Raw genomic sequence first — 26,561 nt, 5'->3', positions numbered from 1 at the left:
AGGGAAACGCATTCCATATGAGCGAGCCTGCTCGCGAAGGCGTCAGCCCAGGCAACACAAACCCTGCATATATTTTTCAAATCTGGGTGAGGTAAACCCAGACCCCATCCGTGTAGTGACTGAAACTGCGAGTCATTCGCATCCGTTGCGGTTCTACACAGGTCATTGAGTCATGAAGTCCAGGGCAAAATCGGGTTCGGTCAAACAGTGGTTGGGCAGGTCGGCGTTGAGTTTTTCGGCACTGGCGATGCTGCCGGTCAGCGTCGCATGGGCCGCTGAAACGCTCAGCAGCCAGGCGCAAAAGCAGTACAGTTTTTCGCTGGCCGCCAAGCCGCTGCCGCAAGCCTTGAGCGACTTCAGCCGCGTCACCGGGCAAAGCGTGGTCTACACCGACGAGGCCCCGTACGGGCTGACGGCACCGGCGGTCAACGGTCAGATGAGCGCCGAACAGGCATTGCAACGCTTGCTCAGCGGCTCCGGCCTGAACTTCCGCCGCACCGACAGCCACACGCTGGCGCTTGAGCCCAAACCCACCGAAGGCGCGCTGAACCTCGGCGCCACTACCATCACTTCGACGCGTGACGACTCGACCAGTTATCAGCCACCGGAGACCAGTTCGGTGATGCGGTCCTCGGCGTCGTTGCAGGAGATTCCGCAGACCGTCAATGTCATCCCGGCCCAGGTGATCCGCGATCAGGCGCCGCGCAATCTCGACGATGCGCTGGCCAATGTCAGCGGCATCACCCAGGGCAACACGTTGGGCAGCACTCAGGACTCGGTGATGACCCGCGGTTTTGGCGACAATCGCAACGGCTCGATCATGCGCGACGGCATGCCGATCGTGCAGGGCCGCGGCATGAACGCCACGGTCGATCGCGTCGAAGTGCTCAAGGGCCCGGCCTCGTTGCTCTACGGCATTCAAGACCCGGGCGGGGTGGTTAACCTGGTCAGCAAGAAACCGGAACTCACCCCCTACAACGCGCTGACGGTGCGTGGCTCGACCTACGGCGAGGGCAAGAATGGCAGCGGCGGCAGCTTCGACAGTACCGGGGCGCTGGGCGATTCCGGGCTGGCCTATCGAATGGTGATGGATCACGAAGACGAAGATTACTGGCGCAACTTCGGTACTCATCGCGAAACCCTGCTCGCGCCGTCGCTGGCCTGGTTCGGTGAAAACACTCAGTTGCTTTTTGCTTACGAGCACCGCGAATTTCTCACGCCGTTCGACCGCGGCACGCTGATCGACCCGCGCACCAATCACCCGTTGGACATCTCACGCAAACAGCGCCTCGACGAGCCGTTCAACAACATGGAAGGGCGCTCGGATCTTTATCATTTCGAAGCCGATCACCAACTCAACGACGACTGGAACGCGCATTTCGGCTACAGCTGGAACCGCGAGACCTACGACGCCAGTCAGGTTCGGGTAACCGCGATCGACACGAAAAAAGGCACGCTGACCCGCAGCATGGACGGCACTCAAAACGCGATCAGCACCGACCGCTTCACCACCGCCAGCCTCGAAGGCAAGGTCAACGTGCTGGGCATGCAGCATGATCTGGTGTTCGGCGTCGACGACGAGTACCGCAAGATCTACCGCGAAGACCTGATCCGGCAGAAAAGCCTGACCACCTTCAGCTACGTCAATCCGGTGTATGGCCGCGAAGTGATGGGCACCACGGTCAGCGCGCCGGACAGCGCACAGACCGATGAACTGCGCAGCGATTCGCTGTTCATGCAGGACTCGATCCACCTCACCGATCAGTGGATTTTGGTCGCCGGTGGGCGTTTTCAGGAGTACGACCAGTACGCCGGCAAAGGTGTGCCGTTCAAGGCCAACACCGACAGCAATGGCCAGAAATGGGTGCCGCGTGCCGGCCTGGTGTATCGCTACACCGACGCCTTGTCGTTCTACGGCAGCTACACCGAATCGTTCAAACCCAACTCGACCATTGCCCCGCTAAGCGGTAGCAGCACCGTGCTCGACGGCAGCATCGCGCCGGAAGAAGCCAAGTCATGGGAGCTGGGCGCGCGCCTGGATCTGCCGGGGCGCATCACCGGCAACGTCGCGTTGTTCGACATCAAGAAACGCAACGTACTGGTGGCTAACGCCGAAGGCCCGACGACGCTTTACAGTGCTGCCGGTGAAGTACGTTCGCGCGGCCTCGAGGTGGATTTAAGCGGTCAGCTCAGTGACCGCTGGAGCATGATCGGCAGCTACGCCTACACCGATGCCGAAGTCACCGAAGATCCGGAATACAAAGGCAAGCGCCTGCAAAACGTGGCGAAGAATTCCGGCTCGTTGTCGGCGGTGTATGACTTTGGCAGCGTGTTCGGCGGTGATCAGTTGCGCGTGGGTGCGGGGGCGCGTTACGTCGGTGAGCGGGCGGGGAACGCGGTGAATGACTTTGACCTGCCGAGCTACACCGTGGCTGATGCGTTTGCCACTTACGAGACCAGGGTTGAAGGGCAGAAGGTCAAGTTTCAGCTGAACGTGAAGAACCTGTTTGACCGCACGTATTACACGTCTTCGGCGAGCCGGTTCTTTGTGTCGATGGGGGATGCGCGGCAGGTTTCTTTGTCGAGTACGCTGGAGTTTTGAATCAAGGTCAAAAGCCCCTCACCCTAGCCCTCCCGAAACGTCGGACCGCCCGCAGGGAGAGGGGACTGACCGTGTGTTATTCGAAAGTTACACCGACCTGGAAGTCATACATGGAATCCATAATCGACTCGGTGATTCAGGTCGATGTATGACGCCAGACCTCGGTCGGCTCCCTCTCCCTCCGGGAGTGGGCTGGGGTGAGGGAAACAGGCTCAACGCAAAAACGCCTGCCGATACTCCCCCGGCGTCCCGCCCAGTACCTGCCGAAACCGATTGGCGAAATGACTCGCACTGGCAAACCCGCACGCCAGCGCAATCTCACCCAGCGGCAGCAGGGTCCCGCGCAACATCTGCCGCGCCCGATCCAGGCGTCGAGCCAGCACATACTGATGCGGTGGCAGCCCGAAGCTTGCGCGGAACATCCGCGCAAAATGGTATTCCGAGAGCGCACATAACCCGGCCAGTTGCCCGAGGCTGATCGGCTCGGCCAATTGACTGTCGATGTACGCCACCAGTTGTCGGCGTTGATGCGCTGCCAATCCGCCCTTCAAGCGCAAACCCTGCCGTGCACCGACCTGGCTGAGCAAGGTGTGGCTGATCAATTCGTGGGCGATGCTGCTGGTCAGCAAGCGCTCGGCGGGTTCGTCCCAGTTCAGCGCCAGCAATTGGCGAAAGCGCTGTGCCTGTTGCGGGTCTTCGAGGAAGGTATGCTCGCGCAACTGCATCTCGCGCGGCTCGCGGTCGAGCAGGGTCACGCAGCCGAGGGCGAATTGTTCGGCGCTGAAATACAGGTGCGCCAGACGAATGTCGCCGTTGACCACCCAGCCCGACTCATGCTCGGCCGGCAGAATGCACAGCTTGTCCGGCGCACCCTTTTGCTGCGGTTGGCCGCGCCGAAACGTGCCGGTGCCGCCGGCGATGTAGCAGGACACGGTGTGGTGACCCGGCGCTGAATATTCGCGTGCGTCGTGGTGGTTGGTCCATACCGCGGCGGACAAGCCGTCGCCGAGCTCGGCGCTGTGCACCAGGCGTGCGTTCGGCGAGCTGTTGAGCTCTTGAAAGACTTGCAGGGTATCGATTGCGGCCATGGGTGATTTTCTCCGACGCCTTGCATGCTACTCCGTAGGCGTCAGGCTGCCAGCCCGTCATCCGAGAAAAGCGCAAGAATCTGCAAGCACGCGCAGCGGCGCCAGGCCGACACTCAAGGCCTGTCGAGGAGAGTGCGTTATGAACCTGTCGTTGTATTTGTTGACCGTAGTGATCTGGGGTACCACCTGGATTGCCCTGAAATGGCAATTAGGCGTGGTGGCTATACCGGTGTCGATCGTCTACCGCTTCGGCCTCGCTGCGCTGGTGCTGTTTGCGCTGCTGTTGCTCAGCCGTCGTTTGCAGCCGATGAATCGTCGCGGCCATCTGATTTGTGTGGCGCAGGGGTTGTGCCTGTTTTGCGTGAACTTCATGTGCTTTCTTACGGCCAGCCAGTGGATTCCCAGCGGGCTGGTGGCGGTGGTGTTTTCTACGGCGACGCTGTGGAATGCCCTCAACGCGCGGGTGTTCTTCGGTCAGCGCATCGCTCGCAACGTGCTGATGGGCGGCGGGCTCGGTTTGTTCGGCCTGGGCCTGTTGTTCTGGCCGGAACTGGCCGGGCATCAGGCCACTCCGCAGACGCTGCTGGGGCTTGGTCTGGCGCTGTGTGGGACCTTGTCTTTTTCGGCGGGCAACATGCTCTCGAGCCTGCAACAGAAGGCCGGCCTCAGACCGCTGACCACCAATGCCTGGGGCATGGCCTATGGCGCGGCGATGCTGACGCTGTGGTGCCTGGTCAAAGGCATTCCGTTCGACATGGATTGGAGTTCGCGTTATGTCGGCGCGCTGCTGTATCTGGTGATTCCGGGTTCGGTGATCGGTTTCACTGCCTATCTGACGCTGGTCGGGCGCATGGGCCCGGAGCGCGCGGCGTACTGCACGGTGCTGTTCCCGGTGGTGGCATTGAACGTCTCGGCGTTTGTCGAAGGTTATCAATGGACAGCGCCGGCGCTGATCGGTCTGGTTCTGGTGATGCTGGGCAACGTGCTGGTGTTTCGTAAGCCGAAAACAATGCCAGTAGCCGCGCAGGGAAAGTTGGCTTGAGTATAAGAGCGCTGAACTTCAGCGCTCGACTTTCAAGGTGATGTAAATCATCACCGGAAAAATGAAATCGACAATATGTCGGGCCCAGTCCTTGGCATTCCAGGATTGCGAAGTGTCCATGTCGAACCATTCGACGCCGACGGTTTGCAGGCAAACGTAATAAATGAAGATCGCCGCCAAAATACCCATGATCGAAAATTTCTTCGCTTCGTGGAAAACTTCGGCGGGAGCGTTGATATGCCGATACAGCTGATAAGTGCCGATCAGGCAGAGCACGGTATAAGTGACTTCCATCGTGATAATGAACCAGTAGATCCGGTGGTGGACCATCGGTGATTCAATCGCTCGATACTTGATGTTTTCGCTGGCGGTGGTGGTGTCCATACTCAGGATATGCGCAACGTAAGTGTAGTTTGATTCGTAGTCGGTGAAGTTGTGAATCATTACCAATAGTCCAAAGAAGCTGATGTAGGCCATCAGGATTACTTTGCTGTAACGGATCAGTTTTTCGGTAGTCAGGGTATTCAAGATATTGGCTCTCCATGGCATGCGTCGTTAGATAGACGGATGCGGAGAGCTTATAGTGCGGCTGTGGAAGTTTGGTCGTTGTTCGATTTCAAGTTGTGTATATATAACTAACGGGCAAGTGCAATGTGCACTTGTCCGTTGTTTTTCAGCCGCGCCAGACTTGCGGGTTGACCAGATCCTGCGGGCGCTCGCCGAGCAGGGCGCTGCGCAGGTTGGCCAGTGCGCGATTGGCCATGGCCTCGCGCGTTTCAGTGGTGGCCGAGCCAATGTGCGGCAGGGTCACGGCGTTACTCAGTTGGAACAGCTGCGACTCGGCCAGCGGTTCCTTTTCGTAGACGTCCAGCCCGGCGCCACGGATGCGCTGGTTTTGCAGGGCTTCGATCAGCGCCGGTTCATCGACAACCGGGCCGCGAGAAATATTGACGAGAATTGCGCTCGGCTTCATCAGCGCCAGTTCGCGATGGCTGATGAGGTGGCGGGTCTTGTCGCTGAGCGGCACCACCAGGCAGACGAAGTCGGCTTCGGCGAGCAGTTGCTCGAGGCTGCGAAATTGCGCGCCGAGTTCCTTTTCCAGTTCGGTCTTGCGACTGTTGCCGCTGTAGAGGATCGGCATGTTGAAGCCGAAACGGCCGCGGCGAGCGACGGCGGCGCCGATGTTGCCCATGCCGACAATGCCGAGGGTTTTGCCATGGACGTCGCAACCGAACAGGGGCGCGCCGACGCTGGCTTGCCATTGGCCGGCCTTGGTCCAGGCGTCGAGTTCGGCGACGCGGCGGGCGCTGCTCATGATCAGGGCGAAGGCGAGGTCGGCGGTGCTTTCGGTGAGGACGTCGGGGGTGTTGGTGAGCATGATCCCGCGTTGGTTGAAGTAGTCGAGGTCGTAGTTGTCGTAGCCGACGGAGACGCTGGAGACCACTTCGAGTCTTGTCGCGCTTTCGAGTTGTGCCTCGCCGAGTTTGCGACCGACGCCGATCAGGCCGTGGGCGTGGGGCAGGGCTTCGTTGAATTGGGCGTTGATGTCACCGGTCTTTGGGTTGGGGACGATGACGTCGAATTCCTCTTGCAGGCGTTCGATCATGGGCGGGGTGATGCGGCTGAAGGCCAGGACTGTTTTTTTCATTGCTCGGGGCTCGTCGTGCGGCTTGATTGAAAGCACGCTAACATTTTCTGGGTTGGGTTGTCTTGGCGGCCTCTGGGCCGACCATGCTCCTGGGGTTTTTGGGTGGATATCCGTTTTATTGGGTGTGGCTGCTGGCGGTTTCGCCCTTACGGCGAGGCACTTTTTCCAGACGCCGAAAAAGTACCCAAAAAGGCTTGCTCCTGCGTTCGGCCCTCGCAGGCTCGGGTCCCTTCGCTCCGGGATCGATCCGGGCGCAGCGGCTACGGTTTGCTTCGCTGCACCTACTTCCGCTGTGTCTGGCTGCGCCAGACGGTCGCTGCGCTCCCACGCCCGGATCGATCCCTGCGCTCAGCCTTCCGATGTCGCTGGTTAGGCAAAATCAAGATCAAAAGCACGCGAGCTAACGCTCATTGTTGAGTGGTTAGAAGCGTGGCGGCTGGCTCTGGTTTTGTGGTGTGGCTGCCCTCACCCCAGCCCTCTCCCGAGGGAGAGGGAGCCGATTCGTGGGCCGTTCAGAACTTGAGTACGACTCGGTATCGCAGGTTGGCGTATCTCTCGCATCCACCGCGGTCAGTCCCCTCTCCCTTCGGGAGAGGGCCAGGGTGAGGGGCTTTTCAGTTTTTGGCAGGGAGTGGCTGGCTTGGTCAGACTTTACGACCCTTCACCCCTCGATAATCTCAAGGCCTTGGACATCAATATGACCATCATGAACTTGATGCAGCTCCCCTGTATCGAAATCCATGAACGTGAAGTTGAACGATGCCTTGAAAATGCCTTCGGCAATATTGAACTCCTCCACAACAATAAACCCTGCATTCTTAGCGCTTGTATAGCCTTTTGTATGTGAACCTGACGTATACGAAAATCTGAATGGGGACGGAAAGTGCGTAGTGCTGAATTCATGCCTGCCGTGCTGAATGTTTGCATCAAACTCGAGGTGGATAGTGAATGAGGTGGTAGTGGTTTTTTGGTAAGTTGCTTGTAGCGCGACTACAGTGTTATCGGTAACAAAATAGTCGGGTGTTCCTTCGAATTTGTCGGTGACGTAGTCTTTGTTTAGTTTGGCACGCACAGTGCCTTTACCTGATTTCTTGAGTTTGTCGAGTTTCAGATCTTTAGTGGGCATGTCTTGCTCCTTCAAGTTAGGTCGGGGTCACAACATCCATTGTTCGACTGAAACGATTAAATGAGTACTGTCAGATATGACAGGTTTTTATAGTATTTGGCTATTAAGATTGCCCGTTTCTGGTTTGCGGCGATTGAACGATACGAACAGTGTGTCCGACCTCACCTCGTATCATTCAATGGGGGAAGAAGTGGATTTTGGTATCAGAATCTGAGTTCAACTCGGTACTTCTGCGTTGGTGTATCTCTGCCAGACACCACGGTCAGTCCCCTCTCCCCCCGGGAGAGGGTTAGGGTGAGGGGCTTTTCGCCGTGAGGCGGAGGAACGGGTTGTTTCGTGTTTATTCAGCACGCGATTCGAGGCCAGTTAAAATCAGTTCGCAACCCGTGCCCCGGCCAGACTCCCGCTCAATTCATACGCCGCCAGTTCCGCCTGGTGCGCCGCCAATATTTCCGGCAACGAGCCGCGCAAATATTCGACCCAGGTTTTGATCTTCGCATCCAGATACTGCCGTGACGGGTAGATCGCGTACAGGTTGAGCTCTTGCGAGCGGTAGTTCGGCATCACTCGCACCAAGGTGCCGTTGCGCAGGCCTTCGATGGCTGCGTACACCGGCAGTACGCCCACGCCCATGCCGCTGGTGATCGCGGTTTTCATGGCGTCGGCGGAATTCACCAGAAACGGCGAGCTGTTGATCGTGACCATTTCCTGGCCGTCCGGGCCGTCGAAGGCCCATTTTTCCAGGGGGATGACCGGGCTGACCAGGCGCAGGCAGGCGTGGTTGAGCAGGTCGCTGGGTTTCTGCGCGGCGCCGTTGGCTTTCACGTAGGCCGGCGAGGCGCAGACGATGCTGTAGGTGATGCCCAGGCGCTGCGAGACGAAACCCGAGTCCGGCAGTTCGCTGGCGAGCACGATGGACACGTCATAGCCTTCGTCGAGCAGGTCCGGTACGCGGTTGGCCATGGTCAGGTCGAAGGTCACGTCCGGGTGGGTCTTGCGATAGCGGGCGATGGCGTCGATGACGAAGTGCTGGCCGATGCCGGTCATGGTGTGCACTTTCAACTGCCCGGCGGGGCGGGCGTGGGCGTCGCTGGCTTCGGCCTCGGCTTCCTCGACGTAGGCGAGGATCTGCTCGCAGCGCAGCAGGTAGCGCTTGCCGGCCTCGGTGAGGGCGATGCGCCGCGTGGTGCGGTTGAGCAGGCGGGTTTGCAGGTGGGCTTCGAGGTTGGAAACCGCGCGCGAGACGTTGGCGGTGGTGGTGTCGAGTTGCACGGCGGCGGCGGTGAAGCTGCCGGCTTCGGCGACGCAACTGAAGGCGCGCATGTTTTGCAAGGTGTCCATGGGGTGCTCTCAAGGGAGATGGCAAATTGTGACACGAAGTTTCTCGGGCGAGACCCCCGACTTAGGGATTATCACGTTAACCGTAACAAAGATTCACAGAAAACCCAGCTTATCGCCGTAATGGCGCCCCCCTAGAATTGCGCCGTTGTGGAAGTCGAGGCGCACAGGCCGGTTGTTCAGCCCGAACCGAGGTGCTGCGTTCGCGCGCAGGCTCGCTCCCACTAAGTCCCGGTTTATCCCCTTTTCAGGAATTCGCAGCTGTGCCGCGTCGCATCAACAGAGCGCTTTTGCCGCTCAGTGTTCTGGCTTTCACCCTGGGTCTTGGCGGCTGCATCTCAACGCAAGGAATCGCCCCGCACAGTGAGGCATTGGCGGCCAATTCGCTGGCCACCGACGAGGCCATCGCCCACGCCGCCCGTGACGCCCATTGGCCCAGCGCGCAATGGTGGCGAGCCTACGGCGACCCGCAACTCAACCACTGGATCGACCTCGCCGTGCAAGGCAGCCCGACGATGGCTATGGCCGCCGCACGGGTGCGCCAGGCCAAGGCGCTGGCCGGTGTCGCTGAGGCGGCCGAGTCGTTGCAGATCAATGGCGAGTCGACGCTCAAACGGCACAATTGGCCGACCGACCAGTTTTACGGCCCCGGCGAGCTGGCCAACGCGACGACCTGGGACAACAACGCCGCGCTGGGTTTCAGCTATGCGCTCGATCTCTGGGGGCGCGAGAGCAACGCGAGTGAGCGCGCCGTGGATCTGGCGCACATGAGCGTCGCCGAGGCGCGGCTGGCGCAGCTCGAATTGCAGAACAACATCGTGCGCGCCTACATCGAACTGTCGCTGCATTACGCCCAGCGCGACATCGTCGCGGCGACGCTGGTGCAGCAACAGCAGATTGTCGATCTGGCGCAGAGGCGTCTGGACGGCGGGATCGGCACGCACTTCGAAGTCAGCCAGGCCGAAACGCCGTTGCCGGAAACCCATCGCCAGCTCGATGCGCTGGACGAAGAAATCGCCCTGAGCCGCAACCAGATCGCCGCGCTCGCCGGCCAAGGGCCGGGGGCCGGTGCGCAATTGCAGCGGCCGACGCTGGCCCTCGGTGCGGCGGTGAAATTGCCTTCGGCCTTGCCCGCCGAACTGCTGGGCCAGCGTCCCGACGTGGTCGCCAGTCGCTGGCAAGTGGCGACCCAGGCGCGCGGCATCGATGTCGCTCAAGCGGGTTTTTATCCCAACGTCGATCTGGTCGGCAGCCTCGGCTATATGGCCACCGGTGGCGGCGCGCTGGAGTTTCTGACTGGCAAGAAACTCAACTACAACGTCGGCCCGGCGATCTCGTTGCCGATCTTCGATGGCGGGCGATTGCGTGCCGAGTTGGGCGAGGCCTCGGCCGGTTACGACATTGCTGTGGCGCACTACAACCAGACGCTGATCAACGCGCTGAAGAACATCTCCGACCAGTTGATCCGCCGCGAGTCGATGGACAAGCAGCAAGGCTTCGCCGCCGAGTCGGTGGCCACGGCGCAGAAGACTTACGACATCGCGATGATCGCTTACCAGCGCGGCCTCACCGATTACCTCAACGTGCTCAACGCGCAGACCTTGTTGTTCAAACAGCAGCAGGTGCAACAGCAGGTGCAGGCGGCGCGGTTGAGAGCGCATGCCGAACTGGTGACGGCGCTGGGCGGTGGCCTCGATGCCGGCAGCGATGTGCCGAGTGCCGAGCAGACCCAGGCACCGAAAACCCCGGCACTCCTGCGTTGAACACACAACCCCTTGTAGGAGTGAGCCTGCTCGCGATAGCGGTGTATCAGTCGACAGAAATGTTGAATGTGAAATCACTTTCGCGAGCAGGCTCACTCCTACAGGGGCCGCGTTTTGCCTGATTATTTTGAGTACTTCCAATGACTCCCTTGCCTGCACCCATACGCTGGCTCTACTCCCTGGAATGGCGCCGCGGTTTCTTCGACTGGGCGCGCAGCGATGGCGTGACCTGGGTCTACATTTTCAAGGTGCTGATCGCCGCGTTCCTGACCTTGTGGCTGGCGATGCGCCTGGAATTGCCGCAACCGCGCACGGCGATGATCACCGTGTTTATCGTCATGCAGCCGCAGAGCGGCCAGGTGTTCGCCAAGAGTTTTTATCGCTTTCTCGGCACACTGGCCGGGTCGGCGATGATGGTCACGCTGATCGCTTTATTTGCGCAGAACACCGAACTGTTCCTCGGCAGCCTGGCGATCTGGGTCGGCATCTGCTCAGCCGGTGCGGCGCGTTGTCGTAACTTTCGCGCGTACGGTTTCGTGCTGGCCGGTTACACCGCGGCGATGGTCGGTTTGCCAGCGCTGGCGCACCCGGACGGCGCGTTCATGGCGGCCGTGTGGCGGGTGCTGGAGATCTCCCTGGGGATTCTCTGCGCCACCCTGATCAGCGCGGCGATTCTGCCGCAGACCGCCAGCGCGGCGATGCGCAACGCCTTGTATCAGCGCTTCGGGGTGTTCGCGCTGTTCGTCACCGATGGCCTGCGCGGGCGTAGCCAGGCCGAAGCCTTCGAGGCCAGTAACGTGCGCTTCATCGCCGAAGCCGTGGGCCTGGAAGGGCTGCGCAGCGTGACCGTGTTCGAAGACCCGCACATGCGTCGGCGCAATGGTCGGCTGAGCCGTTTGAACAGCGAATTCATGGGCGTCACCACGCGCTTCAACGCCTTGCACCAGTTGCTTGAACGCCTGCGCGGCAATGGCGAGGAACATGTGGTCGCGGCGATCAGACCGGGCCTGCAGGATCTCGCCGAAGTGCTCGACGGCTTCAGTGGTCGCGCCCTGACCAGCCCCGATGCCGCACGTCTGGCGACAGCGCTGGCGATCTACAAGGATGGTTTGCCGGCACGCGTGCGCACCCTGCGCGGACTTTTTCAGGAGACCGCGCCAAGCGACGCCGAGCAACTGGATTTCCACACCGCGTACGAATTGCTTTATCGCTTCGTCGATGACCTGCACGGCTACGCCCAGACCCACGCCTCCCTCGCCGAGCACCGCCACGAACGCGAGCGCTGGGACGAGCCGTTCACGCCACAGACCAACTGGTGGGCGGCCGCGGCTTCCGGTATACGGGCGTCGTTCATTCTGCTGTTGCTGGGCAGTTATTGGGTCGCCACCGCGTGGCCAAGCGGCGCGACGATGACCCTGATTGCCGCCGCCACTGTGGGCTTGTCCGCCGCGACGCCGAACCCCAAACGCATGGCATTCCAGATGGCCTGCGGGACGGTTCTCGGTGCATTGATCGGCTTTGTCGAGATGTTTTTCCTGTTTCCGCTGATCGACGGTTTTCCACTGCTGTGCATGATGCTCGCACCGGTGATCGTGCTCGGTTCGTTTCTCACCTCGCGGCCGCAATACGCCGGGGTCGGCCTCGGTTTGTTGATCTTTTTCAGCACCGGTTCAGTGCCGGACAACCTGACGATCTACAACCCCTACACCTTCATCAACGACTACATCGCCATGGTCATGGGCATGCTGGTTTGCGCGGCGGCGGGGGCAATCATTCTGCCGCCCAACAGTCGCTGGTTGTGGCAGCGACTGGAGCAGGATCTGCGCGGGCAAGTGGTCTATGCCATCAGCGGCAAACTCAAAGGCCTGGCGTCGAGTTTCGAAAGCCGCACCCGCGATTTGCTGCATCAGGCCTATGGCCTCGCCGCTGGCCAGCCGAAGGTGCAGAAAAACCTGCTGCGCTGGATGTTCGTGGTGCTGGACGTCGGTCACGCGATCATCGAGTTGCGCAAGGAACAGGCGATTCTGCCGGTGCATCCGGCGTATGCCGAATCGCAGCCATGGCGTCAGGCGATCCGCGTGATGGGCCGGGCGCTGGTGCGGCTGTTTCTGCAACCCAGTTCGAGCAATCTGGAGCGCGCGCTGGTTGCAGTCGACCATGCGATCAGTCGCGTCGCGGCCACCGACGAGCCGTTCGCGCCACACTTCGATACCTCGGCGCTGCGTCGGGTGAAGAGCTATCTGCACTTTATCCGCACTTCGTTGCTCGACCCGCAATCACCGCTCGCTGCCTACGCTATCGCCAAGCCCGAAGGACTTGCCCATGCCCCGTGAAATCGCCTTCCACGGCGTTTACATGCCGACCATGACTTTGATGTTTTTCATTGCTGCGGCGCTGGCCTGGGCGGTGGATCGATTCCTGTCCGGGTTCGATCTGTACCGCTACTTCTGGCACCCGGCGCTGTTGCGTCTGAGTCTGTTTACCTGTCTGTTCGGCGCCATGGCGCTGACTGTCTACCGTTGAGAACGATCTGATGAAAAAGTTTTTCAGCCTGCTCGCAACCCTGCTGGTGCTGGCTCTGGCACTGTGGATCGGCCGCACGTTGTGGCAGCACTACATGAACACGCCGTGGACCCGCGACGGCCGTGTCCGCGCCGACATCATCAACGTCGCCGCCGACGTCACCGGCGAAGTGGTCGAGGTGCCGGTGCGTGACAATCAGTTGGTGAAGAAGGGCGATCTGCTGATGCGCATCGACCCCGAGCATTACCGCATCGCCGTCAAACAGGCGCAGTCGCTGGTCGCTGCGCGCAAGTCGACCTGGGAGATGCGCAAGGTCAACGCGCATCGCCGCGCCGACCTCGACAACCTGGTGATCTCCAAAGAAAACCGCGACGACGCCAGCAACATCGCCGATGCCGCGCTGGCCGACTATCAACACGCGCAAGCGCAACTCGAAGCCGCCGAACTCAACCTCAAACGCACCGAAGTGCGCGCGGCGGTTGACGGTTACGTGACCAACCTCAATGTGCATCGCGGCGACTACGCGCGCATCGGCGAGGCGAAAATGGCCGTGGTCGACATGAACTCATTCTGGATTTACGGCTTCTTCGAGGAGACCAAACTGCCGCACGTAAAAGTCGGCGACAAGGCCGAGATGCAATTGATGAGCGGCGAAGTGCTCAAAGGCCATGTGGAAAGCATTTCACGCGGCATCTACGACCGCGACAACCCGGAAAGCCGCGAGCTGATCGCCGATGTGAACCCGACGTTCAACTGGGTGCGCCTGGCCCAACGGGTGCCGGTGCGGATTCACATTGATGAGGTGCCGGAAGGGGTGTTGCTGGCGGCGGGGATTACTTGCACGGTGGTGGTGAACCAAGCCACCGCGGACCTCTGACAGACCGGGTCGTACCCTTCGCGAGCAGGCTCGCTCCCACAGTGGATGTGCGTCACACCGCAGGTCCCTGTGGGAGCCAGCTTGCTGGCGATGGGAGCAACGCGGGCTAGAGGTCATGATCAATAGTGAATCTGATAACGATACAGTCCGCCGAGATTGCTTCGAGGGTTCAGGTTTACACCACAGACAAGTTGACGGTTGCCGGCGTTGTAATGAAGCGATGGCGGAGAAAGCGCTATGGGGGTTTCATCAAGGAAACCGCTGCTATTGGGAGCGAAATCGCCTTCGAAATCTCCCGCCATGTTTATACAGCCGATATAACTTCCTGCAAGGCTCCCGCCCGCAGCCAGAATATGCCCGTCGACGAATACCAGATCCTCCCAGTTCACCGGTATACGGCCCTCGTCGCGGGGGGATATCAGCAGGCGACCCGCGTTGAATCCAGTATCGGAGCTGCCTGACGCATTGAAGCCCATCAGCAGCCCGCACCTCAGAAATTCGGTGTTTTCGTCGCTGTAGCCGGCGGCCATGAACGTATTTGTTGTTCTTTGTCTGACCGCGTTGAAAGCCGCATCGACCGGTTCTGGCGCGACCAGCACGACGCCAGGTGTCTGGCGATCACCAAACCGCTCATGAACAGATCCGTCGGCATTCAGCATCGCCAGCAGGGCTTTTTTTGTCCCTCCACTGACTTGCGCATAGCCGGCGATGAGAATACGGCCATCATCGAGAATGCAGCCGTCGCTTAGCGAGGTGGCGGTGGAGTCGTCCTCAAGCCGGATTTCACTCCGCCCGTTCTTGCCAAAGTTTCCTGCGCGCTTGCCGAATTCGTCGAATTTGAGCAAGGTCGCCGTCCGGACTCTCCAGGGACCCCTGACATAATTGACACCGACTAAAAAGCTGCCATCGCTCAGCGAACACACCCACGTCGGAGTATCGACCGGGTAACGCTGTTCAGACCCGAAATCGACGATCAACTGTCCATTGTTGCCAAAGTCAGGAACCCTTTTTCCAGCCTGGTCCAGACAGAGTATCGCGGGCAGTGGATCCGCGTGGGTTGTCGTCCAGGTGCTGCCGGCCATGAGCAAGCGCCCATGTTTTTTGTCCTCGGTGATGGGCCCCCCATACGCATTGACGTCAGGCAGAAACGCGTCCTTGATGCGCCCGTCCACACCAAAGGTGGCGTCCACTTCGCCGCGCTGATTCAGCTTCCCAACGACAAAGACGGTTCGTGAAAAATCTTCGAATGAGCTGGTGATGATCACAGAGCCGTCCGCCAGCAGCGTCGAACCCGTTAAAGGACGCGTCGTCGCTGGATCGTCTCGGAAAATTTGCGTTAGCGTCAGTACGCCGTTGCGTCGTGGGCCCCAGGTAACGTCGCGATGGCCGAAAAGATAAGTTTCGTAGTGGATAACGTCGCTGCTTTCCATGTTGGTCCCTGTCTTCAGTCTCCGGAGTTGACCAAGCGGTCATCTTCTCGACCAGCGATCTGGTCAGGGCTATCAACGTATGAATAATTTGCGTGGTTGCCCACTGTCAACTCTGACAGGTTCGGCTACCGCCTGTCGCTTTTCGCTGATTACAACGGCTTGCGAAGGCCGAAGCGCTTCATCAACGCCGACTCCAGCAACCCCTTGGGCACCAACATCGCGAGCAAAGGCAACGCCCGGCTGCCATTGCCAATGCGGATCAACCGCGGCGGCTTGCTCTGCTGCACCGCTTTCAACAACACCGCCGCAAACTCTGTGGCCGGTGTCGGTTTGTCCTGCGAGGCCTTGGCCCGCGCGCGAATGCCTTCGCGCAGGGGAAACCACGGCGATTGCTCGTTGATCAGTTGCTCGGCTTCATGCCCGGCATTCCTGGCGAAGCTCGATTGAATCGCGCCGGGCTGGACCTCCATCACGCGGATGCCGAATGGCGCCAGTTCCATGCGCAAGGCATCGCTCAAGGCATGCACCGCGGCTTTCGACGCGCAGTAGGCACCGGCAAACGGCGTGACCAGAACACCGGACACACTGCCAATATTCACCACCAATCCTTTGGCCCGGCGCAGCACCGGAAACAGCTCTCGGGTGACGCCGACAATCGAAAACACGTTAGTTTCGAATTGCCGCTGCATCGCCGGTACGCCGCCGTCGAGCAGCGGCCCCATCGCGCCGTAACCGGCGTTGTTGATCAGCACGTCGAGACCGCCATGCTCGCGGTTGATGCGCTCGCCCAGTTGTTCCAGCGCGGCGCTGTCATTGACGTCGAGTGGTATGGCGGTGAAGCCGGCGCTGGCTAGCATTGCCACGTCTTCGGCCCTGCGCGCAGTGGCCCAGACTTCATATCCGGCGGCCTTGAAGGCGTCGGCGAGGGCACGGCCGATGCCGCTGGAACAACCGGTAATCAACGCAACGGGCATGGGCGCATTCCTTATGCAAAAAATCGGAGGAGGGGATCAGTCGGAGAAACTACCCTGCAAATGCTCAGCGCGAAACTCCAGGGTTTGCGGGCGATAGCCGGGGCGCAGCGGTGGCAGCGGCAAGCAGTCTTCCCAGTTGCCGCCAGCCTGCAATTCGCCGGGACCGCGATAGCGTGGAGCAGTGTATTGGTTATCGGCCAGGTTGACCGTGTCGCCCGGGGCATAGGCCGCGATGCGCCAGCGCAGTTCGGTCAGCGGTACGTCGTTGCCGTTATTCATTTTCAGTTGCAACGGACGATCGGCCGGACATCGATCCGGCGCGTAGGCAATGCGCAATTCCAGCCGCGCCAGTTGCTTGATCTCGCGGTTGTCCAGCCACACCACCCACATCGCTACCACGCCCAGGCCAATCGCCGCCGCCACGGACACCGGCAGCGCCTTGGCCGGGTAGCGCAGCAGCAGGATCAGCCAGGTGATGACCAGCAGGACGCCGATGAACATGTCGCACAGCCTCGAAGAGATAGAGGGTCATCCTACCTAAGCGTAGGTGAGGTTGGCGATGGGCATCGGGACTTGCGGTGTCTGACCGGACCTCTTCGCGATCAGGCTCCCACAGGGGAATGCATTTCAAGTGTGGGAGCGAGCCTGCTCGCGAAGGGGCCAGTTCAGACGACACAGAGTTCGAACAAAAAAAGCCCCCGCCCAACCCGCTGCGGATAGGGACGCAACGGGCTGGACGAGGGCTTCTTGTTTTAGCGAGCAATCACTGCGCGATGGTTTTCACCGACACGCCGCGTTCGATCGGGGTGGAGCGACCGTAGATATCTTCGAAGCGTTCGATGTCGTCCTCACCAAGGTACGAACCCGATTGCACTTCGATGATTTCCAGCGGGATCTTGCCCGGGTTGCGCAGACGGTGCACCGAGGCGATCGGGATGTAGGTCGACTGGTTTTCGGTGAGCAGGAACACGTTCTCGTCACAGGTCACTTCAGCGGTGCCGCTGACCACGATCCAGTGTTCGGCGCGGTGGTGGTGCATCTGCAGCGACAGGCACGCGCCCGGCTTCACCGAGATGTGCTTGACCTGGAAGCGCCCGCCCATGTCCACCGAATCGTACGAGCCCCACGGACGATAGACTTCGCAGTGGTTCTGGGTTTCGCTGCGGCCCTGCTCGTTGAGCGTGTTGACCATCTGCTTGACGCCCTGAACCTTGTCCTTGTGAGCGATCATCATGGCGTCTTTGGTTTCGACCACGACGATGTTTTCCAGACCGATCACCGAGACCAGTTTGCCGTTGCCGTGGATCATGCAGTTCTTGCTGTCCTGAATGACCACATCGCCTTTGCTGACGTTGCCGTTGGCGTCTTTCTCGTTGACTTCCCACAGCGACGACCAGCAGCCGACATCGCTCCAGCCGGCGGTCAGCGGCACGACGCAGGCGCGCTGGGTTTTTTCCATCACCGAGTAGTCGATGGAGTTGTCCGGGCAGCAGGCGAAAGTGGCTTCGTCGAGGGTCACGGTGTCGGCGTCCTGCTGGCTGCGCTCGAGGGTCAGCAGGCAGGTGTCGTAGATGTCCGGATCGTGCTTTTTCAGTTCTTCGAGGAAACGGCTGGCGCGGAACAGGAACATGCCGCTGTTCCAGTAGTAACCGCCGGACTCGACGTATTCGGTGGCGCGCTTGACGTCAGGTTTTTCGACGAAGTGCGAGACACGGCTGACGCCTTCCGGCAGCAGCGAATCGCCAGTGGACTTGATGTAGCCGTAACCGGTTTCCGGTTTGGTCGCCGGCACGCCGAACAGCACCATTTCGCCATTTTCAGCGGCAACAGTGGCCAGGGCGAGGGCGCGTTGCAGGGCTTTCTGGTCTTCCAGAACGTGGTCGGCCGGCAGCACCAGCATCAACTCGTCACGGCCTTCATTGACCAGCATCATCGCGGTCAGCGCCACGGCCGGTGCGGTGTTGCGGCCGAACGGTTCCATCAGGATGCGCTGGCATTCCAGGTTGCGGTTGGCCAACTGCTCGTTGACGATGAAGCGGTGATCCTTGTTGCAGACCACGATCGGGGTGTCCATACCTTCGAACACCAGACGTTCTAGGGTTTGCTGGAACAGTGTGTGTTCGCCGGTCAGGGCGAGGAATTGTTTAGGGAACTGCTTACGCGAAAGTGGCCACAGACGCGAACCGCTACCACCTGACAAGATCACCGGAATCATAATGTTTACTCCATAAAATGCAGTTGAGAGCTGCAAGCTGCAAGCGGTGAGTTAGAAGCACTGCACTTGCAGCTTGAAGCCAGTAGCTGATAGCTCGAGCGATTAGCGAGTCGACACCGGGCGTTTCACCCAGACTGGCGACAGGTTGCTGCCGTTACCGGTGACGTACAGCACTGCTGCTTCACCGCGTTCCAGAGCGACGGGTTTGACGTCGCCGACTTTCTTGTCTCCTTCGTACAGCGCCAGGCTGACTTTCACCGGGTTGATTTCACGTTCGCCACGGCCCTTGGCGGCCACGTTCGGCACCACTTCGGTCTTGCCGTCGGCGGTCTTCAGAGTCAGCGGCTTGTCGCTGAGGTTCTGTACGCGCACCAGGGATTTCTGCTTGTTCTTGAACGGCGGCTCTTCGATCAGTTGCGGCGCGCCGGACGCGTTGTTGACCAGGGTGTAGTAGTGGTCACCAGCCAGTTTCACCGGCAGGGTCTGGCTGCCGACCTTGGCGCTGTAGTCGCCGCCCGGCATGAAGCTGAAATCGCTGCTGGCCAGTGGCGCGATGTCGCTCAGGTTGGTGCTGCCGACGGTGGCGCTGACTTCAGCGTTGCTGGCGTTGTAGACGCGCACGAAGGTCGAGCCTTTCGGTGCGGTCGGGCCGTACAGCGCGGCGTCGCCACCGGCGAAAGCTTGAACCGACAGCACGCTCAGACCTGCAACCAGTGCAATGCGTTTTGCGAGACGACGAGGAGTAGTAGTGAAAGTCATGGTGTACCTCTCTTTCAGTTTTGCGCCCGATCGGGCGTCTCGGATTTAGTGTTGATGGCTACGTTTTGTTGGCGGGCGGCGGCTTGTTTGAGCTCTGCGACCCACTGTGGGTCGGCGTCGCCGATTTCGTTGTTCACAGGCAGATATCGTTCAGGAAACTCCCAGATCAGCACCTGTGGCGGGCTGTTCTTGAAGTCATCGCTTTTCAGGTAGCTGAGCATTGGCAGAATCGGGCCATGGCCGTCTTCGGCGTAATTGACCACGTCGCTGTGCAGCGCTTGCTTCAGCGCACCGACGAAGTTCCAGTTCGGGTTGGCGCTGTAGCTGGTGCCGATCAGTGCGACCGGTACTTCACTGTTGGCGAACAGCGCGTCGTCACCGGCTGGCTGCTCGGCGGCCACGGTGTTGCGCTTCTGCAGGGGCTCCGGTGCCGGCATCATGTTTTCGAACAGCGGATCGAGCGGCAGGAACAGACGTAGGTCGCCCTTGTGCGTGACCTTCTCGGCCGGCGTGGTGACGAAGCGCTGCGGCTCACCGCTGAGCGGGAATTTCTCGGCAATGGTTTTGGCCAGGGTGTTGGCGGCGATTTCGGCACCTTCCGGAGTCCAGTGGGTGTCGGTGCGCAGGAACACTTGCTGACCGTTCTGCTTGGCCTGTTGCAACGGGCCGAGCAGGTCAGGAGCGAGGATCTTGTCGCCGGCAACGCGAGCGTGGAAATCCTGATATAGGTTTTCGTGGATGCTCGAAGGTTTCACCTCATCCAAATGTTCCGGATACAGGCGCGCCTTGGCCGGAACAATCGCCATCACCAGTTTCACGCCCTTGTCTTTCAGGGTCTGGCGCACGCCTTCAACCAGCGCGTAGTTGCCTTGCAGGTTCAGCTCTTCGTTGACGATCGGGTTGAATTCCTCGTCGCTGTACAGCCACTGATCGCGACCGAGCACCACGCCCGGACGACCTTCGTTGAACAGCTTGAAATCCAGCGCGGCCCAGAGGTTGGTGCCCAGACGCTTGATCGGAAATTCCTCGTCGTAGTGGGTTTCCACAGCCTTGGTCCAGCGGCCGTTGAGCACCGTCGCATCGGCGTTGGTGCTGAAGCCGAAGAAGCTGCGAACCGACCACAGACCGAGGACCAGCAGCGTCACCAGGAACAGGGCGATGTAGAAGATGCGTAATGAGCGGGTCATGTCAGATCCCTCAGAACTGGAAGTAAAGGAACGGCGAGAAGCTTTGCGCCGAGAGTTTGAGAATCGAGGCAATGAACAGCAGCAGAATCAGCCCGCGCATCACGTAGCGCGACCAGTCCGCGGTCCAGTAGGCCGGTTGCACCTGGGCTTCGACGCCGACGGTGTAGCCAGGTTCATGGATGCTCGCCGGGTTTTCGCCAGGCGCTGCCTTGATCATTCCAGGCGTGGCAGTCGCAGGACCATCGGCCTCGACGTTGACCGCAGGTTTGGTCTTGGCCGGTGGCTGGTTGGTGTACAGATCACGCAGGCCAAAGAACGCCAGCGTCACGTAAGCCACCACCAGAGTCGCCACTTGCAGGCCGGTCAGGCTGGCCTGGTTGAGTTCCGACAGCGACCAGTCGCCGAAGCTGAACATCGCGCCGTACATGCGCCCGGCAACGTGCAGGTTCTCGGCACGGAAGATCACCCAGCCCATCACCACCAGCAGGAAAGTCAGTGCCCAGCGGATCGGGTTGAGGCTGCGCGGCGAAGTGTTCAGGCCCAGCGCTTTTTCGATCGCCAGCCACATGCCGTGCCAGGCGCCCCAGATGATGTAAGTGATGTTCGCGCCGTGCCACAGACCACCCAGGAGCATGGTCAGGAACAGGTTGCGATAGGTCATCAGCGTGCCTTTACGGTTACCGCCGAGGGTGATGTACAGATAGTCACGCAGCCAGGTCGACAGGCTGATGTGCCAGCGGCGCCAGAACTCGGTGATCGACTGGCTGATGTACGGCTGTTTGAAGTTTTCCATGAAGCGGAAACCCATCATCAAGCCCAGACCGATGGCCATGTCGCTGTAACCGGAGAAGTCGAAGTACAACTGCGCGGTGTACGCCAGCGCGCCAAGCCAGGCATCACCCGTGGTCGGGTTCTGCAGGGCGAAGCAGTGATCGGCAACCACCGCGAGGGTGTCGGCGATGAAGACTTTCTTGATGAAACCCTGCATGAACCGGGTGCAGCCCTCGGAGAATTTGTCGAGGGTGTGCGTACGGTTGTTGAACTGGTCGGCCAGATCGCGGAAGCGCAGCACCGGGCCGGCAATCAGGTGCGGGAAGATCGCCACGAACGCTGCGAAGTCGATCAGGTTGCGCGTCGCCGGAGTGTCACCACGGTACACGTCGATGATGTAGCTGATCGATTCGAAGATGTAGAACGAAATACCGATCGGCAACAGCACGTGCGTGAGGATGAACGGCTCCAGACCCACCGACGTCATCATCGCGTTGATGCTGTCGACACCGAAGTTGGCGTACTTGAAGTAGCCGAGAATGCACAGGTCGACAGCCACGCCGAGCAGCAGCCAGCGCTGGGCCGGTTTGGTCCTGACGCCGGCGGCGCCGACTTTCAGGCCGATCCAGTAGTTCCACAGCGTGACGGCCGCGAACAGCGCAAGGAAGTCCACACGCCACCAGGCGTAGAACACGTAGCTGGCGATCAGCAGCAGCAGGTTGCGATAGCGTTGCCCGCTCAAGTAGTACAAGCCGAGAAAGATCGGCAAGAACAGAAACAGGAACACGTTGGATGAAAATACCATCCCGATCTCTCCATGTTTGAACCAACAGTCAAGGGCCAAAGCCCCCCCAAACCCCCCATGTAAAACCGGGTGGTTGTATGATCGTTCCCACGCTCTGCGTGGGAATGCCTCTTGTGACGCTCTGCGTCACGCTTTGGGACGCAGAGCGTCCCGTGCTGCATTCCCACGCAGAGCGTGGGAACGATCAGCGACTAACTGCCTTTATTGCCCTTTTCGTGGGACGGGTCGTAGACCTTGGTCAAGTCGCCGCCGAGGCGGAAGGTCTTGAACGGTTGCATGTCGCGTTTCTTCTCGATCACATCCGGCGTGCAGGTGTAGAGCGTGCAGAACGGTTCGAGCCAGGCGAATTTCATGTCCTCTTTCAGGTCGGTCATGTCCTGCTCTTTGCCGTTCTTCTCTTCGAACTCATCCGGATCTTTCACCCCGGACAACACTCGATCACCCAGACGCTTGAGCGCTGAATTGTTTTCCTGACGCAGATCGACCCCGTTGACCTGGGCGAAACTGGCGATCATCGCCAGCGGCGGCAGGGCATAGTTGTGATAGGCGAGGGCGCGTTGCTGGCGCTTGAGCTCGTTGGGCAGGTAGCCGTCGGCATCGACCTGATTGACGCCGACCTTGTATTCCTTCACAGCCCAGTCGAACAGGTCGCGGCGGTTGGTCGCGACTGAAGTTGCCATCACCGACCAGGCGGCCCAGTACGAGTGGTTGTTGGTTTTTTCCAGCGGCAGGTTGTCCCAGTCGCTGACAACCTGATCGGCCATTTTGCTGAACCACGCCTCGATCAACTGCGCTTCCTGCTGATGCTGCGCGAGTGGATGCGAGTCGGAGAACTTCAGGCGAATGTACGAAGACGCCATGCTGCCCAGCGCCCATTTGCGCATCGACTTGCCGGTGTGGTTGAAGTCCTTGGACATCAACGCATCGGCCTTGGCCCACGCGGTCAGCCAGTTCAGCGTGCATTCGAGCTGTTCCGGACGACCATCGCGCATGAACTGCATGACGCGCTTGGCGGTGCCGCGCTCCAGGGTGGTGATGTCTTTGGTGGTGTCGCGAAAGGCTTTTTCCGACTGCACGTTCAGCGTCGCGCGGGCCTTGTCCGAACCTTCGTACTTGCTGCGAAATTGCAGCGGCCCGGTGTACGGCGCCGGCATCGCGTCGCAACCGTCGCTTTTGTCGCCGCTCTTGAATTTATCCACCGGGGCGAAGTAGCCCTGTGGCGGACGCAGTGGCGCGGCGGCCTGGGTGGCCCCGGCGAACATCGCCAGGGTCAGCAGGGAAGGCGCGAGCAGGTGTTTGATCGTTCGATTTCGCATAGCAGACCTCATTGCCCAAGCTGCGCGGTCTGTTGACCGGCGCCCGGGAATATGTTGCGTTTGCAGATTTTCGCTTCGACTTTTTGTGGCGCGGCGCCGGGCTTGGCTTCAGGCCCCTGGACTTCAACGGCCAGCAGGTTTTGCGAAGCCCAGTCCTCGTCCGTGCGCAGCTCAAAGGCGAAACGACCGTCGGTGTCGGAGGTTTCCGGTTTCTCGATCTTGATGTCCTCGTGGCGACCGTTCATGTACCAGAGGGTGGCTTGCAGGGTTTTCACCGAGGTGTCGGCGAAGCGGATGTCGACCTGATGGTTGGCGTTCTGCAGGTTCAGGTTCTTGCTGTTCACCATCAGTTCCTGTTTGCTGCCCGGCTTCAGCGTGGCGCTGCCGGTCATCTGTGCGTCTTTGCCTTCGCAGCCGTTATCGAGCAAGGCCATCATCTGGCGATAGATGGTTTCCTGGTCGAGGCGATACAGCGGCGAGAATTCCCAGATGAGGATTTTCGGTGGCGACTTCTGGAATTCCTCGCTGCCGAGGTATTGCAGCATCGAACCCTCGAAACCGCCGCCGGGGAAGGCGACGTTGAGAATGTCAGCGCCGATGGCTTCTTCGAGGAACCCGGCGAAGTTGTAGTTCTTGCCGCTGTGCGAGGTGCCGACCAGGGTGATCTGCGGATTGCCGGAATCGCCGAACAGATCGCCGTCACCTGCCTCACCTTTCGGCTCGGTGGTGAACTGGTCCATGTACTGGATCGCGTAGCTGGTGCCGCACAGTTGCCCGGCCATGTTGTGCAGGGTGCCGGTCTTGCCCATGCGTCCTGACTTCTTGGTCTCGAACTCACGCTTGGGAATGTCGGCGAAGGCCGGGATCTGCTTGACCTTCTCGGCGACGATTTTCGCCGTGCGCTGGGCGCCGTATGGCGTCCAGTGCTGGTCGCCACGGAAGTAGAAATCGTGGGCGGGCAGGGTGTCCGGCAGCGATTCGTTGGTCAGTGGCGACAGGTCCGGCACCACATAACCCATCTGCGCGAAACGGCCGAGCATGGTCTTGTAGTTGCCCAGCGCCTTCTCGTAATCGAACGCGGCTTTTTCCTGCGGGTTGAGCTTGTTGCGGTTCACCAGGCCACGGGTCGGCTGGTAAACGATCACCAGCTCGACGCCTTTGCTCTTGAACGCATCGTGCAGTTGTTGCAGGCGCTTGTAGCCGGCCGGCGTGGTGTTGAACTCGGTGCGCAGGTCTTCCTGGGTCCGGAACAGCCAGTCGCCCTGGGCCTGCACCAGTGTGGTGAAGTTCTGCTGATAACGCGTGGTGTAGTTCTTCGCGTCATGGGCGGCCGGGCACAGGTTGCAGCATGGCTCGGCGGTGAATTTCGGCGGCGCGGCAGTTTCACTGCCAGCGTCGGCACGCGCGTTGCCGGCGGCGAGAATGCCAAGGGTCAGGGCCGAGAGGCTGAGCAGTTTGATCATGTGTGGGTGCATAAAAATTATCCTCAGTCCCGCATTTCGGTCTGGCGTTCGACAGGGTCGATCAGCACGGCTTTCTGCTGGCGCACCAGCAAGTCGAGAATTTCATCCTGGCGCTCGCCGAGGATGCCGTTGAAGCTGATGCCGCTGGATTTGGTCGGCGCTAGCATCGACACGCGATACAACTCGACACTCAACGGCGAATCGATCGACAGCGGGCCGCTGCCATTGGCCGCCAGTTCGCCGCCGACGACGATCAGCGAGACCTGGGCATCGAACGGGTCGAGCTTGATGTCACGGTCGGTGTCGGTCAGGTCCTTGATGTGCCCGTAGACGCCGGTCAGGCCGTTGGCCATGGCGATGTTTTCGTAGAGGCGAATGTTCACGCTGTTACGAATACGGATGCCGTGACGCCGGTTGCTGATGACCTTGTTGCCCCACAACAGGTTGTCGGCCGACTCATAGAGCGTGATGCCGTCGGTGTGGTTCTTGTAGATCTCGTTGTAGGCAATGATGTTGTTGATGCTGTTACGGTCGATCACCAGGCCCGACAACTTGTTGTCGTAGCTCTTGTTGTTGAAGATGAAGCTGTCGTTGACCTCACGGGAAATAATGATCCCGTGCTTCTTCTTCGTGCCGTACACGGTGTTCTCGGCAATGATCAGCCGGTGCGAACGGTCGTGCGGGTCGATGCCGTAGACGATGTTGTCTTTGTAGGTGTTGCCCTTGACCACAAAGTCACTGGTTTCGTAGCAGTAGAAGCCGTACCACATGTCCGAGAACTCGGAGCCGACGATCCAGCCGGTCGGCTCTGGGCGCTTGAGGACCTTGGCCATGTTCGGCGTGTACTGGGAAATACTCACGCCGTACGACTTACTGTTGGCGTAGCCGAAGCTGGCCATCTTGCTATTGACGATGTAGGTCTGCGTGCCGCCCCAAGCGAGCAGGAACGGGCGGAATTCCTTCGGCGAACGGAAGGTTGCCGGGCCGTTGTCTTTCTCGCGCCAGCCAGTGACTTTGGTGTCACTGACGAACAGCTTGCCGTCGTTGACCAGGAACGAACCGGCCTCCTGGGACAGACGCAGTTCCTGGGTCTGACCGTCGATTTCGAGGATGCCTTTCTCGCCGACCACAATTGGCAGTCTGGCCAGGTACACGCCCGGCGCGGTCTCGCTGAAGTACTGCTTGGGCAGTTTCTTCGCCAGATCCTTGAGGTTCATGTAGCCGTCGTCGATGAAGATCGCTTGCGGGATACCGTGCTGACGCACCACCCATTCGGCCATCTTGTTATCGCCGCCGATGAAGTCCTTCAGGGCGTTTTCCTGCATCATCCGGCGCACGCTGATCTTGCCCGGCTTGCTGCGCACGATCTTCGCCGCAGCGGCTTCGGCGGTGAAACCGGAAAGGTCAGGCAGGGTCGGTTTGGCCAGTTGCAGCGCCTCGGTCGGCGCGCTGCTGACGGTGTAGGTCTTGGCCTGTTGCAGCTCCTTGGTCACCGTGGCCGGCTTGCCCGCCTGGGGCGCGACCGGTTCCACGTTGGCAAAGGCGCCAGCGCTGGCCAGCAGCATCGCGCCGGCCAGCAGGCTGAGTGAGCCTGTTCTGGTGCTGATCATGTCGGGCACTCCCTTGGCGGTTTG

The 26,561-nt window shown here is 60.2% G+C and carries 21 protein-coding genes; 6 read left to right on the top strand and 15 right to left on the bottom strand.

The features are described 5' to 3' along the window. Positions 1-172: 172 nt before the first annotated feature. Positions 173-2,602, top strand: a complete 2,430-nt coding sequence (locus J3P93_RS22795) for a TonB-dependent siderophore receptor (RefSeq protein WP_434592169.1) — start codon at positions 173-175, stop codon at positions 2,600-2,602. Positions 2,603-2,814: 212 nt separating this feature from the next. Here J3P93_RS22795 and J3P93_RS22790 read toward each other — a convergent pair whose 3' ends face one another. After that, a complete protein-coding gene (locus J3P93_RS22790) occupies positions 2,815-3,690 on the bottom strand; it encodes a helix-turn-helix domain-containing protein (protein ID WP_434592166.1) in 876 nt (291 codons plus the stop codon). Positions 3,691-3,829: 139 nt separating this feature from the next. Here J3P93_RS22790 and J3P93_RS22785 point away from each other — a divergent pair, with 139 nt between their 5' ends. Then, positions 3,830-4,732 (top strand): DMT family transporter, encoded by a 903-nt coding sequence (locus tag J3P93_RS22785; protein ID WP_434592163.1) that lies wholly within the window; start codon positions 3,830-3,832, stop codon positions 4,730-4,732. 18 nt (positions 4,733-4,750) lie between these two features. Here the strand turns inward: J3P93_RS22785 and J3P93_RS22780 are convergent, their stop codons facing one another. The 4 genes from J3P93_RS22780 to J3P93_RS22765 all read right to left on the bottom strand — a co-directional run bounded on the left by J3P93_RS22780 (position 4,751) and on the right by J3P93_RS22765 (position 8,847). Further along, positions 4,751-5,260, bottom strand: coding sequence for a DUF2165 family protein (locus tag J3P93_RS22780; RefSeq protein WP_434592160.1), 510 nt, complete (start codon positions 5,258-5,260; stop codon positions 4,751-4,753). Positions 5,261-5,405: 145 nt separating this feature from the next. Then, a complete protein-coding gene (locus J3P93_RS22775; RefSeq protein WP_434592157.1) occupies positions 5,406-6,380 on the bottom strand; it encodes a 2-hydroxyacid dehydrogenase in 975 nt (324 codons plus the stop codon). Between the two features lie 661 nt (positions 6,381-7,041). Beyond that, entirely contained in the window at positions 7,042-7,506 is a 465-nt protein-coding gene (locus J3P93_RS22770; protein ID WP_434592154.1) for a hypothetical protein, read from the bottom strand. Positions 7,507-7,878: 372 nt separating this feature from the next. Continuing rightward, the gene (locus J3P93_RS22765; protein ID WP_208938670.1) at positions 7,879-8,847 is read right to left on the bottom strand and encodes a LysR family transcriptional regulator; all 969 of its coding nucleotides are present in this window, start codon (positions 8,845-8,847) and stop codon (positions 7,879-7,881) included. A 260-nt stretch (positions 8,848-9,107) separates the two neighbouring features. Between J3P93_RS22765 and J3P93_RS22760 the strand changes: the two genes are divergently transcribed. The 4 genes from J3P93_RS22760 (at position 9,108) to J3P93_RS22745 (ending at position 14,007) form a co-directional block, all read left to right on the top strand. Continuing rightward, complete coding sequence (locus J3P93_RS22760; protein ID WP_434592151.1) at positions 9,108-10,607, top strand: efflux transporter outer membrane subunit; 1,500 nt, start codon at positions 9,108-9,110, stop codon at positions 10,605-10,607. A 140-nt stretch (positions 10,608-10,747) separates the two neighbouring features. Further along, complete coding sequence (locus J3P93_RS22755; RefSeq protein WP_434592148.1) at positions 10,748-12,940, top strand: FUSC family protein; 2,193 nt, start codon at positions 10,748-10,750, stop codon at positions 12,938-12,940. Then, complete coding sequence (locus J3P93_RS22750) at positions 12,930-13,130, top strand: DUF1656 domain-containing protein (RefSeq protein WP_434592145.1); 201 nt, start codon at positions 12,930-12,932, stop codon at positions 13,128-13,130. Before J3P93_RS22755 ends, J3P93_RS22750 begins: the two co-directional genes overlap by 11 nt. A gap of 10 nt (positions 13,131-13,140) precedes the next feature. Then, positions 13,141-14,007: an efflux RND transporter periplasmic adaptor subunit gene (locus J3P93_RS22745; protein WP_434592142.1), complete on the top strand. Its 867-nt coding sequence runs from the start codon at positions 13,141-13,143 to the stop codon at positions 14,005-14,007. A gap of 119 nt (positions 14,008-14,126) precedes the next feature. Here the strand turns inward: J3P93_RS22745 and J3P93_RS22740 are convergent, their stop codons facing one another. The 10 genes from J3P93_RS22740 to algG form a co-directional block, all read right to left on the bottom strand. Then, entirely contained in the window at positions 14,127-15,437 is a 1,311-nt protein-coding gene (locus tag J3P93_RS22740; protein ID WP_434592140.1) for a hypothetical protein, read from the bottom strand. Between the two features lie 149 nt (positions 15,438-15,586). Next, positions 15,587-16,411 (bottom strand): SDR family oxidoreductase, encoded by an 825-nt coding sequence (locus tag J3P93_RS22735; protein WP_434592137.1) that lies wholly within the window; start codon positions 16,409-16,411, stop codon positions 15,587-15,589. Between the two features lie 36 nt (positions 16,412-16,447). Next, positions 16,448-16,912, bottom strand: a complete 465-nt coding sequence (locus tag J3P93_RS22730) for a multidrug transporter (protein ID WP_434592134.1) — start codon at positions 16,910-16,912, stop codon at positions 16,448-16,450. A gap of 262 nt (positions 16,913-17,174) precedes the next feature. Then, positions 17,175-18,626, bottom strand: coding sequence for a mannose-1-phosphate guanylyltransferase/mannose-6-phosphate isomerase (locus tag J3P93_RS22725; RefSeq protein ID WP_090281856.1), 1,452 nt, complete (start codon positions 18,624-18,626; stop codon positions 17,175-17,177). Between the two features lie 102 nt (positions 18,627-18,728). Next, positions 18,729-19,385 (bottom strand): alginate O-acetyltransferase AlgF, encoded by a 657-nt coding sequence (locus J3P93_RS22720; protein ID WP_101159307.1) that lies wholly within the window; start codon positions 19,383-19,385, stop codon positions 18,729-18,731. A 14-nt stretch (positions 19,386-19,399) separates the two neighbouring features. After that, positions 19,400-20,572, bottom strand: coding sequence for an alginate O-acetyltransferase (locus J3P93_RS22715; protein WP_434592131.1), 1,173 nt, complete (start codon positions 20,570-20,572; stop codon positions 19,400-19,402). Positions 20,573-20,582: 10 nt separating this feature from the next. Further along, positions 20,583-22,148 (bottom strand): MBOAT family O-acyltransferase, encoded by a 1,566-nt coding sequence (locus J3P93_RS22710; protein WP_090281859.1) that lies wholly within the window; start codon positions 22,146-22,148, stop codon positions 20,583-20,585. 191 nt (positions 22,149-22,339) lie between these two features. Further along, positions 22,340-23,464 carry a mannuronate-specific alginate lyase gene (locus tag J3P93_RS22705; protein ID WP_434592128.1) on the bottom strand — a complete coding sequence of 375 codons (1,125 nt, stop codon included), beginning with the start codon at positions 23,462-23,464 and terminating at the stop codon, positions 22,340-22,342. Between the two features lie 8 nt (positions 23,465-23,472). Continuing rightward, on the bottom strand, positions 23,473-24,939 hold the full coding sequence (locus J3P93_RS22700) for an alginate O-acetyltransferase (RefSeq protein ID WP_434592125.1): 1,467 nt from the start codon (positions 24,937-24,939) through the stop codon (positions 23,473-23,475). Between the two features lie 11 nt (positions 24,940-24,950). Next, the gene (gene algG / locus J3P93_RS22695; RefSeq protein WP_434592122.1) at positions 24,951-26,537 is read right to left on the bottom strand and encodes a mannuronan 5-epimerase AlgG; all 1,587 of its coding nucleotides are present in this window, start codon (positions 26,535-26,537) and stop codon (positions 24,951-24,953) included. Positions 26,538-26,561 lie beyond the last annotated feature (24 nt).

The sequence above is a fragment of the Pseudomonas sp. R3-57 genome (assembly GCF_051132065.1).
Lineage (GTDB): Bacteria > Pseudomonadota > Gammaproteobacteria > Pseudomonadales > Pseudomonadaceae > Aquipseudomonas.
Note: the sequence above shows the minus strand (reverse complement) of the source record. Positions and strands in the feature narration are given on the sequence as shown.

What these genes read in the sequence shown, in the direction of transcription:
- J3P93_RS22795 (WP_434592169.1), top strand. Translation starts at nt 173, where the DNA reads ATGAAGTCCAGGGCAAAATCGGGTTCGGTCAAACAGTGGTTGGGCAGG.
- J3P93_RS22790 (WP_434592166.1), bottom strand. Translation starts at nt 3,690, where the DNA reads ATGGCCGCAATCGATACCCTGCAAGTCTTTCAAGAGCTCAACAGCTCG.
- J3P93_RS22785 (WP_434592163.1), top strand. Translation starts at nt 3,830, where the DNA reads ATGAACCTGTCGTTGTATTTGTTGACCGTAGTGATCTGGGGTACCACC.
- J3P93_RS22775 (WP_434592157.1), bottom strand. Translation starts at nt 6,380, where the DNA reads ATGAAAAAAACAGTCCTGGCCTTCAGCCGCATCACCCCGCCCATGATC.
- J3P93_RS22770 (WP_434592154.1), bottom strand. Translation starts at nt 7,506, where the DNA reads ATGCCCACTAAAGATCTGAAACTCGACAAACTCAAGAAATCAGGTAAA.
- J3P93_RS22765 (WP_208938670.1), bottom strand. Translation starts at nt 8,847, where the DNA reads ATGGACACCTTGCAAAACATGCGCGCCTTCAGTTGCGTCGCCGAAGCC.
- J3P93_RS22755 (WP_434592148.1), top strand. Translation starts at nt 10,748, where the DNA reads ATGACTCCCTTGCCTGCACCCATACGCTGGCTCTACTCCCTGGAATGG.
- J3P93_RS22750 (WP_434592145.1), top strand. Translation starts at nt 12,930, where the DNA reads ATGCCCCGTGAAATCGCCTTCCACGGCGTTTACATGCCGACCATGACT.
- J3P93_RS22745 (WP_434592142.1), top strand. Translation starts at nt 13,141, where the DNA reads ATGAAAAAGTTTTTCAGCCTGCTCGCAACCCTGCTGGTGCTGGCTCTG.
- J3P93_RS22740 (WP_434592140.1), bottom strand. Translation starts at nt 15,437, where the DNA reads ATGGAAAGCAGCGACGTTATCCACTACGAAACTTATCTTTTCGGCCAT.
- J3P93_RS22735 (WP_434592137.1), bottom strand. Translation starts at nt 16,411, where the DNA reads ATGCCCGTTGCGTTGATTACCGGTTGTTCCAGCGGCATCGGCCGTGCC.
- J3P93_RS22730 (WP_434592134.1), bottom strand. Translation starts at nt 16,912, where the DNA reads ATGTTCATCGGCGTCCTGCTGGTCATCACCTGGCTGATCCTGCTGCTG.
- J3P93_RS22725 (WP_090281856.1), bottom strand. Translation starts at nt 18,626, where the DNA reads ATGATTCCGGTGATCTTGTCAGGTGGTAGCGGTTCGCGTCTGTGGCCA.
- J3P93_RS22720 (WP_101159307.1), bottom strand. Translation starts at nt 19,385, where the DNA reads ATGACTTTCACTACTACTCCTCGTCGTCTCGCAAAACGCATTGCACTG.
- J3P93_RS22715 (WP_434592131.1), bottom strand. Translation starts at nt 20,572, where the DNA reads ATGACCCGCTCATTACGCATCTTCTACATCGCCCTGTTCCTGGTGACG.
- J3P93_RS22710 (WP_090281859.1), bottom strand. Translation starts at nt 22,148, where the DNA reads ATGGTATTTTCATCCAACGTGTTCCTGTTTCTGTTCTTGCCGATCTTT.
- J3P93_RS22705 (WP_434592128.1), bottom strand. Translation starts at nt 23,464, where the DNA reads ATGCGAAATCGAACGATCAAACACCTGCTCGCGCCTTCCCTGCTGACC.
- J3P93_RS22700 (WP_434592125.1), bottom strand. Translation starts at nt 24,939, where the DNA reads ATGCACCCACACATGATCAAACTGCTCAGCCTCTCGGCCCTGACCCTT.
- algG (WP_434592122.1), bottom strand. Translation starts at nt 26,537, where the DNA reads ATGATCAGCACCAGAACAGGCTCACTCAGCCTGCTGGCCGGCGCGATG.